Source organism: Pandoraea commovens (genome assembly GCF_024704525.1).
Classification (GTDB): Bacteria; Pseudomonadota; Gammaproteobacteria; order Burkholderiales; family Burkholderiaceae; genus Pandoraea; species Pandoraea commovens.
The window spans coordinates 2,867,823-2,880,175 of sequence record NZ_CP102780.1 but is presented as its reverse complement, the minus strand read 5'-3'; the positions used below and the strand labels follow the sequence as shown (position 1 = coordinate 2,880,175).

Genomic DNA, 12,353 nt, shown 5'->3' with positions numbered 1-12,353 from the left:
GTGCCGATCATGGATTTCGACGTCGCCTACCTGCTTGCGCAATGGCCCGCGCTCTGGCGCGGAGCGCTGATGACGCTGGAAGTGTCGGTCATCGCCATTGTCTGCTCCGCGTTGATCGGCATCGCCGGTTGCGCCGTTCGCCTGTTTCGTGTGCCAGTGCTCTCGCAGATCGTCACCGGGTACGTGGAATTGATGCGCAACACACCGATTCTCGTGCAGTTGTTTTTCATCTTTTACGGACTCCCGGCGATCGGCCTCGGCCTGTCGCTGTTCACCTCCGGCGTGCTTTGCCTCTCCCTGTGGGCTGGCGCGTATCAGATCGAGAATCTGCGCGGTGGCATGGCCAGCGTTGGACGTCGCATGTACGAGTCGTGTCATGCCCTGTCGCTGCGTCCGTGGCACTACTTCACGCTCATCGCTTTGCCGATCGCCTTGCGTCATGCGCTGCCCGGCATGCTCAACACTGCGATCTCGCTGCTTAAGAACTCCTCGTACTTGCAAGCCATCGGGCTCATGGAACTGACGTTCGTCGCCGTCGACCGCATCGCGACAGACTTCCGTCCACTCGAGATGTTCGGCGCAATCCTCGTGCTGTACCTGTGCATGGTCGCCGCGCTTTCTCTGCTCGCGCACCGGCTCTCCGCCTGGATGCAACGACCGTTCCGCACTCATTGAGGCGCTTGCTCACCATGCACGTCATTCTCGAAAACTGGTTGCTCATCGCCAAAGGGCTGGGCATGACACTGGCCCTCGCCGGAACAGTCCTGCTGTGCACGACGGCGATCTCTCTGGTGCTAGGGGTGCTGGCCACCCTGCCCTCCCGCTGGCTTAAGGCGACGATTCACGGCTACGTCGAGCTGTTTCGCTCGATTCCGCTGATCGTCAATGTGTTTTGCGTCTTCTTCGTCGCACCGATGTTCGGTCTGGATCTCAGCCCTTTCGTTGCGGCCACAGTCGGGTTGTCGCTATGGGGCGGCGCCAACGGGACGGTCGTCGTCTCCGGCGGCATCCTGTCCGTTCCCCCGCATCAGTGGAAGAGCGCGGCTGCCCTCGGTCTGCGCCGCTGGCAGATCTACCGCTACGTGATCGGACCGCAATCGGTCGGCGCAATTCTGCCTGCCTATACAGGACTACTCACGCTACTGGTCCAGTCGACTTCGCTCGGCGCCCTGATCGGCGTAAGCGAGTTCCTCAAGATCAATCAGAACATCATCGAGCGCGTCACCGTCATGCAGGGCCGCAATCCGGCTTTCGAAGTCTACGGTTTCGTTCTCATCGTCTATTTCATCGTTTGCTCGGCACTGAGCGCGCTGTCCCGTTACCTCGAACGACGCCTGCAACGCGAGCCCGTTCGTTCCTTTCCCCAACAAGGCTGAACATGTCCACCTCCAAAGTCAGTCGCCGGCTCACCGAAGCCGCCGCGCCCGAAGTCAACGACATCATCTTCAAACCTCGCCTCGACGGCTTCGACGAAACCTTCGTCCCGCTCGGCGACATCAACAAGGCACATGTCGTGATGCTGGCCGAACAAGGCCTGATTCGCCCCGAACATGCGTCGGCGCTTGCGCGCGGCATTCTCGCGATGGAGGACGCAGGCCCGGCCGCCGTACCGCTCGATCCCAGTCGGGAAGACAGCTATTTCAATTACGAAGCGCACCTGATGGACAACGTCGGTGCAGACGTCGGCGGACGGATGCACACAGGGCGCAGCCGCAATGACATTCTTGCAACGCTCGACCGCCTGCGTGGACGCGCCGTGCTGCTCGACCTTGTCGACGCCCTGTTGCGCGTGCGCGAGACGGCATTGGTGCAAGCCGCCCACCACGCGGACATCGTCATGCCCGGCTACACGCATTTGCAACCGGCGCAACCGATCACCTACGGCTTCTATCTCGCAGGGGTCGCACAGGCGCTTGAGCGCGACACCCGTCGCCTCATGGATACGCTCACGAACATGAACGTCTCCCCGCTCGGCGCCGCAGCATTCGCTGGCACGCCATTCGCGATCGATCGTCAGCGCACCGCCGACTTGCTCGGCTTCGATACGTATGTGGACAATGCGCTCGATGCTGTAGGCTCGCGCGACTTCATTCTGGAGAGCATTGCCGACCTGAGCCTGCTCGCGGTGCTGTGGAGCCGCGTCGCACAAGACTATTTCGTGTGGACCACGCACGAATTTGGGCTAATTGAATTCCCGGACAGTGTCGCCACGACGTCGAGCATCATGCCGCAGAAGAAGAATCCGGTCGTACTCGAATATCTGAAAGGACGCACCGGACAGATCGTCGCCGCGCTGATGGCCAGCGCGATGGCGATCAAGGGCACGAACTTTACCCACTCCGGCGATGCCAGTCGCGAAGGTACCCAAGGCTTCTGGGACACAGCGCGCGAGGCCATCCGGTGCCTGCAACTGCTCGAACTCGTGCTGCGCACGGCGCGACCGGTTGCCTCGCGTGCGGGCCGACTGGCCGCCGAAGACTTCTCGACGGCGACCGCCCTGGCCGACCATATGGTGCGCGAACACGACCTCTCGTTCCGGGCCGCGCATCATGTCGTCGGGTCGGTGGTGCGCAGTGCAATGGACCACGGCGTGCCGGCCGACAAGATCGATGTCGCCATGGTCGAAGCCGCTGCGCGCGAGCAGCTTGGCGCGCCGCTAGGCATCGACGCCGCCTCGGTGCGCGCCTGTCTGGACCCGGCGAGCAATGTCGCCGGGCGAGCGTCGGCGGGCAGCCCGAATCCGCAAACCCTGCGCGCGCACCTGGAGGACGCTCAGGTCAGGCTCGACGACGCCCGTACAACCCTCGTCGGCTGGCACACCCGTCTGGCGGATGCCCGGCAGGCACTGCAAAGCGCTACCCGCGCGCTGGCGGGACTGCAATGAACGCACTCCTCTCGATTCGCGGACTCCGTAAGCACTTCGGCCCGCATCAGGTGGTCAACGGCGTGGACCTCGACGTCTATCCGGGACAGGTTGTGGTCGTCATCGGACCGAGCGGATCGGGAAAATCGACGCTGATCCGCTGCCTGAACAGTCTCGAGACACCGACCGACGGCACGGTGACGCTCGGCGACGCCGCCACCAACGTGCGCGACCATCGGGCGATGGCCCGGCTGCGCGAGGATGTCGGCATGGTGTTTCAGGATTACACGCTGTTCCCGCATCTGACCATTTTGCGCAACATCACACTGGCACCGGTCAAGCTCGGACGAATGACGCAGGCCGACGCCGAGCAGACCGCGCATGCACTGCTGGCACGCGTCGGGCTGGGCCATAAGGCGAACGCGTACCCGGTGTCGCTCTCGGGTGGGCAGCAGCAGCGTGTCGCGATTGTGCGAGCGCTGGCGATGAAGCCGAAGCTCATGCTGTTCGATGAACCGACGTCCGCGCTGGATCCGGAAACCGTCGGCGAAGTGCTCGGCGTGATGCGCGATCTCGCGCGTGATGGCATGACGATGATCGTCGTCACGCATGAGATGGCCTTTGCCCGGGAGGTCGCCGATCGGGTCATCTTCTTCGACCACGGGCGAATCGTCGAGAGTGGCTCTCCCGCCGAGATTTTCGGTGCGCCGAAAGAAGCGCGAACGCAGCAGTTTCTTAGCAGCGTGCTGCGCTGAACGGCATCGCGCCGATTCGTACCGACCAGGGGTTGCGCAGCGTCGCGCAACGCTGCGCAGCCCCTCTCGTTATCGACTGCGAGAGGCGACGGCCACCGTGTTCGGCGAGTCGGCCAGCGGGACGAACTTGCGGGTCTCACCGTCAAGCGCGTCGATGCCGCCGGTTTCGATGTCGTACACCCATCCATGCAGGTTCATACGACCCTGCTCAAGTGCCAGGGCGACCGACGGATGCGTGCGAATGTTCGCCAACTGCGCAATCACATTCTCCCTGACCAGCCCGTCGAGCTTCGCACCAGGTGTGTCATACGAATGCGCTGCGTTGATGGCCTTCGCGGCGTCGGCGTGACGTAGCCAGTTGGCCACCGCAGGCATGTGGTCGAGGCAGGTGCAGCGTGAAATCGCGCCCATCGCACCGCAGTCCGAGTGACCGCAGATCACGATGTCCTGTACCCCCAGTACCGAAACCGCGTACTCGACCGTAGCGGAAACGCCACCCGGCTCCGGTCCGTATGACGGAACGATGTTTCCCGCATTGCGAATGACGAACAGCTCGCCGGGCTCGCGCTGCGTGAGCAGCTCCGGAACGACACGGCTATCCGAACAGGTAACAAAGAGGGCTTTGGGGTTCTGACTCGTGGCGAGCCGCTTGAAAAGCTCGACGCGCTGAGGAAAGGCCTCCCGCTGGAAACGCAGAAAACCGTCAATGATGTCACGCATAGCAAATCTCTGAGTTAAGACGTCGGTGCGAGGGCGATCGTTCTGCACAGCAATGATCCGCCATCGACCGGCGCTCATTATCCCCTATCCGCCTCCACAAGCCCAATGACCTGTCGGGCGAATTCGGCGTTGGTGCAGGCTGAGCGTCGCATCGATGCGAGGCAAATTACAGACCGTCCGGGGTGGCGCCCCTAAGACTCCAATGAGTTATGAGCGAATCATAATGCAAACTCACAATCTTCGATAAGTACAATTTTGAGTCCGATTATTGACTCAATTGAATTCATGGACTACGGTTTGAGTCAGAGATTTGATTCGAATCACAACATCATTTGGAGCGAACGCCCCCGTGAGTTCAGCGAGACGTTATCGAAGCGGCGAGGCCGCAAAACTCGTCAACATGCCAGCGGCGACGTTGCGAATATGGGAGCAGAGGTATGGCGTGATCTCCCCGCCTACCAGCGCCTCCGGACAGCGTCTTTATTCAGACGAGGATGTGAGTCGGCTCAGAGCGATCAAATCGCTGGTCGACAGCGGGCGCCCCATCGGGGTTATCGCGCGCCTGGACAACGCGCAACTGATGAGACTGGCGAGTGGCGCCGGCAGCGCTTCGGTCCCCGATGACACGCACGGCGCAAAGCTGTTCGTCGTCGGCTTCAGGGACGGCATCAAGCCCGACTTGCCCGCAGGCGTCATCCACGAGTCATTCGATAGCGTCGAAGATATTCCGCAGCTCGCCGACAGGGCCGGTGCCGCGAGCGGGCTGGCCGTACGGGTCGAGGCGCTGCGTGAAGACACGGTACTTTCCATCGTCTCTGCGGCGCAGCGAGCCCACTGCGAGCGTGTACTCGTTGTCTATGCATTCGGCACGCGTCAGGCCGTCGAACTGGCTCGGCTTGCGCGAGTACGACTGGCGCGCACGTCCGATGCCCTGATCCACACACACGCGTTGTTTTCCGATTTTGTGCAGTCATCGGCACATGAGGATGACGCAACGTCGGCGCACCACCAGCTTTGGTCGCGGGCGCCACGCCGGTTTGATGAAGAGACATTGAGCCAATTGGCGCGTCAGTCGTCGATCATCGCCTGTGAATGCCCCAAGCATCTCGTTGAACTGGTGCTGCAACTCGCCGCCTTTGAGCGTTATAGCGACGAATGCTTGTCCCGATCCCCGGCCGACGCCCTGCTTCATCGACAACTGGGCGATGCCGCCAACCAGGCGGTCGCATTGTTTGAAGACGCATTGGCTGCGGTCGTCGAGCATGAGGGCTGGTCGCTTCCATTGTCCGCGCCTGTCCCACGGCCCGACGACCGCTGACCCTCCGTCCCCCATCACGCTGCATAGGTCAACCATGAGAAACCTCGCTGGCACTAGACCATCACTGCGCATACCACTGCTGGGATTACTTTCGTTCGCGCTGATATTGCTTTCCGCCTGCGCCAGCACGAAGCCCCCACCGGGCGTGGTTCCCGTATCGCCATTCGATATCGGTCGCTATGAGGGGCGTTGGTATGAACTCGCACGTCTGGACCACTCATTCGAACGAGGCATGACCGACGTATCAGCAACGTACACGCCAGCACAGGACGGCAGCGTCAAAGTACAGAACCGCGGATTCGACCCAGTGAGCGGTCGGTGGAAGGAGGCCATCGGCAAAGCGCGCTTCACCGGGGCGCCGACAATCGCGTCACTGAAAGTTTCGTTCTTCGGGCCCTTTTACGGTGGCTACCATGTAGCGGCGCTGGATCCCGACTATCGATGGGCGTTGGTGCTCGGACCCGATACCGGGTATTGCTGGATTCTGGCTCGGGAGAAGCATATTGATGACGCCCAGATGAAGCAGATCGTGGCTCGCGCAAAGACGCTCGGCGTCGATACTGAGTCGCTGATCTGGGTGAGTCACAGTCGGGTGGACCCAACCCAATGACATGCATAGCAAGCCCGTCCTCCGCAGCAAGGTATGCCAGAAGGACGGTCGACCGGTCGTCTGCCGATCGTCACAGGAATCCCGCCTCCCGCAAATACATCACCGGCCGCATTTAAAAAAAATCTCGTCAGGAGTGCATCCGGCGACGCCCCATCTTCGTATACATCGCAACGACACTCACATGCCGGATATGTCACCGATGCTAACGACTGCTGTGATGACCCTGTGCGGACTGATCATCGCCTTCGCTTTGGCCTGGGTATTGCAGAAACGGACGAAAAACGCTGGCCTGGTCGATCCCATATGGGCTGCCGCACTGGCCGCAGTGGCCATTTTCGTGGCATTACAGGGCACCGGGGATGCCCTCACCCGGATTTTTGTCGGAGTGGCCGGTGGCGTCTGGGGCGCGCGCCTTGCTATGCATCTGTGGCGTCGAAATTGGGGCAAGCCGGAAGACGCGCGCTACCGGGCCTTCCGCGAGCGATGGGCGGCGGCGGCCGACCGCAACATGTTCTGGTTCTTCCAATTTCAGGGCGTGATAGCAATGTTGCTCGCGGTCGCGTTCTTTGTGCCTGCCTTCAGCACACAGGCCGCGTCGCCGCTGAGTGTGGGCGTCGCGGCGCTAGTCTGGGCAAGTGCGATCGCAGGAGAGACGGCTGCTGACCACCAGTTGCGCAACTTCGTATCCGATCCCGCACATAGGGGACAGGTCTGTCGCGCGGGCTGGTGGCGGTACTCGCGTCACCCCAATTATTTCTTCGAATGCCTGCACTGGTTCAGCTACGCCGCACTCTCCATCTCGATGCCGTGGGGCTGGACGACGCTTCTCCCCCCGCTGCTCATGGCATGGCTGCTGCTCAAGGTGTCGGGCATTCCGCTGCTGGAAGCACACCTGATGACGACCCGCCCGGCCTACCGGGAATACATGAAGACCACCAGTTCGCTGTTCCCCTGGCCGCCGAAACCCTCTCGCGAGACGTGATCGGCTTGACCAACATCCGCATGCCCGGAGTACGACACTATGACTGTCTCTCTTACGCGGCCACCTTCGGTCAGCGCTGGCGCTACCGAAGCATCGGGATTGATCCGGCTTTGTGAGCAGGGTGTGGTGCCCGACGCGCTGTTGCGCGCCGGTATGCGCCGGTTGATACGCCAACGACTCAGGCAGGAGCACGCCGACCATGTCGAACACGGCGTGTCGGCGCTGGCGGCGCTCGTGAAAGAACTGCGCGCGAGTCCCATTGCCGTTGCGTCTCAGGAAGCCAATGCACAGCACTACGAGGTGCCGAGCGAGTTTTTCCAGGCGCACCTTGGTCCTGCGATGAAGTACTCCTGCTGCTATTACGAGCACGAGGAGACAACACTTGAGCAAGCCGAACAGGCAATGTTGACGCGTTATGCCGAGCGCGCACAGCTCGCCGACGGACAGCGCATCCTCGATCTCGGCTGCGGATGGGGATCGCTCGCGCTGTGGCTGGCCGAGCGGTACCCCGGCGCCCAGATCGTCGGGCTTTCCAATTCCCATGGTCAACGACGGTTCATCGAAGCGACGGCCGAAAAACGAGGGTTGCGCAACCTTCGGATCGTGACGGGCAACGTCGCGGACTTCGATTTTTCCGACGACGTCCCTGCGCGATTCGACCGCGTCCTCTCCATCGAGATGTTCGAGCACATGAAGAATTACGGTGCGCTGATGCAGAAAATCGCGCACTGGCTCGACGAGCGCGGAATGTTGTTCGTGCACATTTTCGCGCATCGCTATCTGGCGTATCACTTCCAGGATCGGGACGGCTCCGACTGGATGTCGCGACATTTCTTTACTGGCGGCACCATGCCGAGCGCCGATCTGCTGCTTCACTTCCAGGACGACCTGCGTCTGGCCGACCGGTGGTGGGTCGACGGGCGGCACTACGCACGCACGGCCAACGACTGGGGCAACGCGCTCGACGCCTCCAGAGCGAACACACTGCCGCTGCTGGAGGCGGCCTACGGAGCGCAGGCGCGTCTGCAATTTCAGCGCTGGCGCATGTTCTACATGGCCGTGGCGGAGCTTTTCGGCTACGCCCGGGGCCAACAGTGGGGTGTGGGCCATTACCTGTTCGAAAAACGCGGAACCACGGTCGGAGGCACGCCGTGATTCGACATTCGGCCGCATGCGCGGCACTCGTCTTCGCGATGCTTGCCGGTTGCTCCGGCTCGCAGCCCAATCCGAACCCGCTCGCGGACGTGCCGCTCAAGGTCGCACCGGTCGATTTGCCACGCTATATGGGCCGTTGGTATGTGATTGCCAATATTCCTTATTTCGCCGAGCGCGATTTCGTCGCAAGCCGGGCTGAATGGGCGCTACGCGAAGACGGACGCATCGACGATCACTTCTACGGTCGCAAAGGCGGGTTCGACCAACCCGAGCGCCACTACCAATTTGTCGACAGCGTTGTGCCCGGCAGCGGCGGCGGCCATTGGCGGGTGCGGCTCTTCTGGCCGATCTACGTTTCGCAACTCACTTTGTATGTGGACCCGGAATACCGCTACACGCTACTCGGCTATCCGGACAAATCGCTGGGCTGGATATTTTCGCGTACCCCAACGATGGACGACGCGACGTATCGCTCGCTACTAACACGTTTATCGGCCATGGGTTACGACACCTCGCGCTTTCGGCGCGTGCCGCAATTTCCTGAGCAACTCGGGAAGCCCGGCTTCGCCCCATCGGAAGGATCTGACTGACGGAGAGATCGTGCAATGAGTCCAACGACGGTTCTGCCTCCTGGGCAACGAATTGCGGTGATCGGCGCAGGGATCTCCGGGCTGGCGAGCGCCTATCTGCTTGCACGCAAGCATCGGGTGACGGTATTCGAGGCGGGCGACTATGCGGGCGGACACACCAACACCGTCGATGTGGAGCTCGACGGCATGCGCGCGCCCGTCGATACGGGCTTTCTCGTGTTCAACGAGCGCACCTATCCGAACCTCATCGCACTCTTAGACGAGCTTGGCGTGCGGTCCATCGCCAGCGACATGTCGTTCTCCGTCTCCATCGGCAGCGGCGCACTTGAGTGGGCGGGGACCAATTTGAATACCGTCTTCGCGCAACGCAGGAATCTCTGTTCACCGAGTTTTCTCGGCATGCTGCGTGACATCGTGCGATTCAATGCTGCGGCACAACAGCATCTCGAAAGCGCGTCGCGCGATCGGCAGTCCGTCGGCGAGCTGCTGCTCGCGCATGGTTATGGCCAGCCGTTTCAGCAGCACTACCTGCTGCCCATGGCGGCGGCTATCTGGTCAAGCCGTGCGACCGATATTCTGCGGTTTCCAGCGGTCACGTTCCTGCGGTTCTGTCTGAATCACGCCCTGCTGCAAATCCGGGATCGACCACAGTGGCGCACGGTCGCCGGTGGTGGCCGCGAGTACGTCAGGCGGATTGCCGTCACGCTGGAGGACGTTCGACTCCGAGCGCCAGTGAAGCAAGTCACGCGCGACAGCAATGGCGTGACGATCTGCTTTGGCGACGCACAGACCGAACGCTTCGACGCCGTGGTGATGGCCAGCCATACGCCGACGAGTCTTCATTTGCTTGCAGACGCCGACCCCACGGAACGCCGCGTGCTCAGCGGCGTGCGCTATCAGCCCAACATCGCCGTGCTCCATACCGACCCGACGCTGCTTCCCCGGCGTCGACGCGTATGGTCGGCATGGAATTACGTGAGCCATGCGAGCCGCACGACCGCTGACGAAGCCCCGGTTTGCGTGAGCTACCTGATCAACCAGCTTCAGGCCCTGCCATTCCGCACGCCGGTCATCGTGACGCTCAACCCGGTACGTGAGCCCGCACCGTCTACGGTGCTCGGTCGTTATGCCTACGAGCATCCGCTACTCGATCTCGCCGCAGTGGACGCACAGTCGCACCTTCCGGGGTTGCAGGGCCGTCGGCGAACCTGGTTCGCCGGGGCTTGGACCGGCTACGGGTTTCACGAGGACGGCCTCAAATCCGCGCTGCGTGTCGCCCGGGATTTCGACGTTCTGCCGTCATGGGCCTCCCTATGAACCCGACCAGCCCAACCGATCCGACGGATGCCCCGGCCGCCTGGCTGCTCAAAGGGCAAGTCGTGCACCAACGTTTCTACCCCGTCTCTCACCGGTTCACGTACCCCTTGTTTCAGATCGCTTGCGACGTTGCGCAGATGCACACGCTGGTGCGTTGGTGGTTCGCCGTGGACCGACGTCGCCCTCTCAGCCTGAAGTCGACCGACTACGGGCCGCGAGACGGCCGTTCGCTGGACGTCTGGATGCGTGAACGACTCGCCGAAGCCGCGATTCCAGCCGACGGTGTCATCTGGCTGCAAACCATTCCACGCATCGCCGGTTACGCGTTCAACCCCGTGAGCTTCTGGTATTGCCATGATCGCGCGGGGGACCTGCGCGCGATCTACGCGGACGTGAACAATACGTTCGGCCAGCATCATGGCTATTTGCTGTGCGCACCGGATGCAGGACCCATTCGCGGCGATGTCGCGCTCCAGTGCCGCAAGGAATTTCACGTCTCCCCGTTCTGCAGGGTCGAAGGGCGGTATGCGTTTCGCGTCAACCGACACGGGCGGGTGTGGTCGATCGGTATCGATTACTACGTGGACGACAAGCACCTTCTGCACACCGCCATCGGCATGCATGCCGAGCCGCTCACCGGCGCGGCAGTGCTGAGGACCGTGCTCGGCGCGCCGTTCAATGCCCTGAGCGTCGTTTTTCGAATTCATTGGCAGGCACTGCGGCTATGGCGCAAAGGGGTGCCGTTCCACGGAAAGTCGCCATCCGATCAGGAGATCAGATCATGACCCTGCTTCGCCTTCTTTCCCCTCAGGCGTCAGCCCCGCTGGGCGCCCGCATATTCTGTGCCCTATTGCAGCGGCTTCGCATCGGCCATCTGACGCTCGTGACACCCGACGGCTCGATACAGGTTTTCGGCAAATCCAGCGACTCGCCCGGCGCAACGCTTCAGATCCACGACTGGCGAGCCTGTCGTCAGATCTTGCGCGCAGGCGATATCGGCTTTGCCGAAGCCTATATTGCGGGGTGGGTCGATACGCCGGACATCGCCGCACTGCTGCGCCTGGCGCTACGCAACCAGTCATCGATTGCGAGACCGATCGTCGGGTCGCGTTTGAGCCGGATCTGGTTTCATCTGCGGCACGCGATGCGCCGCAATTCACGGGCGGGCAGCCGACGCAACGTCCATGCACATTACGATCTGGGCAACCGGTTCTACGGCCTGTGGCTGGACCCGACGTGGACCTATTCGAGTGCGCTGTTCGAGGGCGACGCACAACGCTCGCTGTCCGACGCGCAGTGTGCCAAGTACCAACGCATTATCGACACGCTCGGATTGCGTCCTGGCGATGAGGTGTTGGAGATCGGGTGCGGATGGGGCGGATTTGCTCTGCACGCAGCGCGGCAAGGCATTTCGGTCCAGGGCATCACGCTGTCGCAGGAGCAACTGGCGCTCGCACGTCGCCGGATCGCCGACGCCGGTCTGGCGCACGCGGCAACTGTCTCGCTCACAGACTACCGCGACGTTCGGGGACAGTTCGATGCCGTGGTGTCCATCGAAATGTTCGAGGCGGTCGGACAGGCCTACTGGGCGCCGTTCTTCACCTTACTGGCGCAGCGCCTTCGCCCAGGCGGCCGCGCACTGATCCAGACCATCACGATTGCGGACGAGGCGTTCGACGCCTATCGCGACTCCAGCGATTTCATTCGGGAGTTCATTTTCCCAGGCGGTATGTTGCCGAGTGTGCCGCGCTTCGTCGCCGCTGCGCGAAGCGGCGGCTTGCATGCCCGCGAGACGCTGACGTTTGGCCCGGACTATGCTCGCACGCTGAGTCTCTGGCACGCGGCGTTTTCCTCACGCATCGACGACGTCCGCGCGCAGGGATTCGACGAATCGTTCATCCGCACGTGGCGCCTCTATCTGAAATATTGCGAAGCGGCGTTCGATGAGCGGCGCATCGACGTGAATCAGTTTTTGCTCACGCGAGACGACTGACTCGGCCACATCGGGAGCATTCCCCCCATTTTCGGTAAACTATCGGTTTC

12 protein-coding genes and 1 pseudogene are annotated in these 12,353 nt (G+C 62.1%); 12 read left to right on the top strand and 1 reads right to left on the bottom strand.

What is annotated here, in order from left to right:
• Positions 1–9: 9 nt before the first annotated feature.
• Genes NTU39_RS13215 through NTU39_RS13200 form a run of 4 tightly spaced genes read left to right on the top strand, consistent with a single transcriptional unit; the run spans position 10 to position 3,618 of the window.
• A complete protein-coding gene (locus NTU39_RS13215; RefSeq protein WP_150662568.1) occupies positions 10–675 on the top strand; it encodes an amino acid ABC transporter permease in 666 nt (221 codons plus the stop codon).
• A 14-nt stretch (positions 676–689) separates the two neighbouring features.
• On the top strand, positions 690–1,376 hold the full coding sequence (locus tag NTU39_RS13210; protein WP_150662567.1) for an amino acid ABC transporter permease: 687 nt from the start codon (positions 690–692) through the stop codon (positions 1,374–1,376).
• A gap of 2 nt (positions 1,377–1,378) precedes the next feature.
• Positions 1,379–2,884: an argininosuccinate lyase gene (gene argH, locus NTU39_RS13205; protein ID WP_257959994.1), complete on the top strand. Its 1,506-nt coding sequence runs from the start codon at positions 1,379–1,381 to the stop codon at positions 2,882–2,884.
• A complete protein-coding gene (locus NTU39_RS13200; protein ID WP_150662565.1) occupies positions 2,881–3,618 on the top strand; it encodes an amino acid ABC transporter ATP-binding protein in 738 nt (245 codons plus the stop codon). Before argH ends, NTU39_RS13200 begins: the two co-directional genes overlap by 4 nt.
• Before the next feature lie 69 nt (positions 3,619–3,687).
• Here the strand turns inward: NTU39_RS13200 and NTU39_RS13195 are convergent, their stop codons facing one another.
• Positions 3,688–4,338 carry a carbonic anhydrase gene (locus tag NTU39_RS13195; protein WP_150662564.1) on the bottom strand — a complete coding sequence of 217 codons (651 nt, stop codon included), beginning with the start codon at positions 4,336–4,338 and terminating at the stop codon, positions 3,688–3,690.
• A 349-nt stretch (positions 4,339–4,687) separates the two neighbouring features.
• Between NTU39_RS13195 and NTU39_RS13190 the strand changes: the two genes are divergently transcribed.
• The 8 genes and pseudogenes from NTU39_RS13190 to NTU39_RS13155 all read left to right on the top strand — a co-directional run bounded on the left by NTU39_RS13190 (position 4,688) and on the right by NTU39_RS13155 (position 12,303).
• A complete protein-coding gene (locus NTU39_RS13190) occupies positions 4,688–5,656 on the top strand; it encodes a MerR family transcriptional regulator (RefSeq protein WP_257959993.1) in 969 nt (322 codons plus the stop codon).
• 34 nt (positions 5,657–5,690) lie between these two features.
• Positions 5,691–6,266: a lipocalin family protein gene (locus NTU39_RS13185; RefSeq protein WP_150662563.1), complete on the top strand. Its 576-nt coding sequence runs from the start codon at positions 5,691–5,693 to the stop codon at positions 6,264–6,266.
• Positions 6,267–6,456: 190 nt separating this feature from the next.
• Entirely contained in the window at positions 6,457–7,248 is a 792-nt protein-coding gene (locus NTU39_RS13180) for a DUF1295 domain-containing protein (protein WP_373275404.1), read from the top strand.
• Positions 7,249–7,287: 39 nt separating this feature from the next.
• Positions 7,288–8,403: an SAM-dependent methyltransferase gene (locus NTU39_RS13175; protein WP_257959991.1), complete on the top strand. Its 1,116-nt coding sequence runs from the start codon at positions 7,288–7,290 to the stop codon at positions 8,401–8,403.
• Positions 8,404–8,441: 38 nt separating this feature from the next.
• Positions 8,442–8,993, top strand: a complete 552-nt coding sequence (locus NTU39_RS13170) for a lipocalin family protein (RefSeq protein WP_257960085.1) — start codon at positions 8,442–8,444, stop codon at positions 8,991–8,993.
• A 15-nt stretch (positions 8,994–9,008) separates the two neighbouring features.
• Positions 9,009–10,310, top strand: coding sequence for an NAD(P)/FAD-dependent oxidoreductase (locus NTU39_RS13165; RefSeq protein WP_150662560.1), 1,302 nt, complete (start codon positions 9,009–9,011; stop codon positions 10,308–10,310).
• Positions 10,307–11,071, top strand: a pseudogene (locus tag NTU39_RS13160) (DUF1365 domain-containing protein); the annotation flags it as partial. The gene NTU39_RS13165 and the pseudogene NTU39_RS13160, both read left to right, overlap by 4 nt.
• Positions 11,072–11,091: 20 nt before the next feature.
• Entirely contained in the window at positions 11,092–12,303 is a 1,212-nt protein-coding gene (locus tag NTU39_RS13155) for an SAM-dependent methyltransferase (RefSeq protein WP_257959989.1), read from the top strand.
• Positions 12,304–12,353 lie beyond the last annotated feature (50 nt).

Bases quoted from the DNA above. Each gene is read 5' to 3' on its own strand.
- NTU39_RS13180 (WP_373275404.1), top strand. From the start codon at position 6,457: ATGTCACCGATGCTAACGACTGCTGTGATGACCCTGTGCGGACTGATC.
- NTU39_RS13185 (WP_150662563.1), top strand. From the start codon at position 5,691: ATGAGAAACCTCGCTGGCACTAGACCATCACTGCGCATACCACTGCTG.
- NTU39_RS13210 (WP_150662567.1), top strand. From the start codon at position 690: ATGCACGTCATTCTCGAAAACTGGTTGCTCATCGCCAAAGGGCTGGGC.
- NTU39_RS13200 (WP_150662565.1), top strand. From the start codon at position 2,881: ATGAACGCACTCCTCTCGATTCGCGGACTCCGTAAGCACTTCGGCCCG.
- NTU39_RS13175 (WP_257959991.1), top strand. From the start codon at position 7,288: ATGACTGTCTCTCTTACGCGGCCACCTTCGGTCAGCGCTGGCGCTACC.
- NTU39_RS13165 (WP_150662560.1), top strand. From the start codon at position 9,009: ATGAGTCCAACGACGGTTCTGCCTCCTGGGCAACGAATTGCGGTGATC.
- argH (WP_257959994.1), top strand. From the start codon at position 1,379: ATGTCCACCTCCAAAGTCAGTCGCCGGCTCACCGAAGCCGCCGCGCCC.
- NTU39_RS13170 (WP_257960085.1), top strand. From the start codon at position 8,442: ATGCTTGCCGGTTGCTCCGGCTCGCAGCCCAATCCGAACCCGCTCGCG.
- NTU39_RS13215 (WP_150662568.1), top strand. From the start codon at position 10: ATGGATTTCGACGTCGCCTACCTGCTTGCGCAATGGCCCGCGCTCTGG.
- NTU39_RS13195 (WP_150662564.1), bottom strand. From the start codon at position 4,338: ATGCGTGACATCATTGACGGTTTTCTGCGTTTCCAGCGGGAGGCCTTT.
- NTU39_RS13155 (WP_257959989.1), top strand. From the start codon at position 11,092: ATGACCCTGCTTCGCCTTCTTTCCCCTCAGGCGTCAGCCCCGCTGGGC.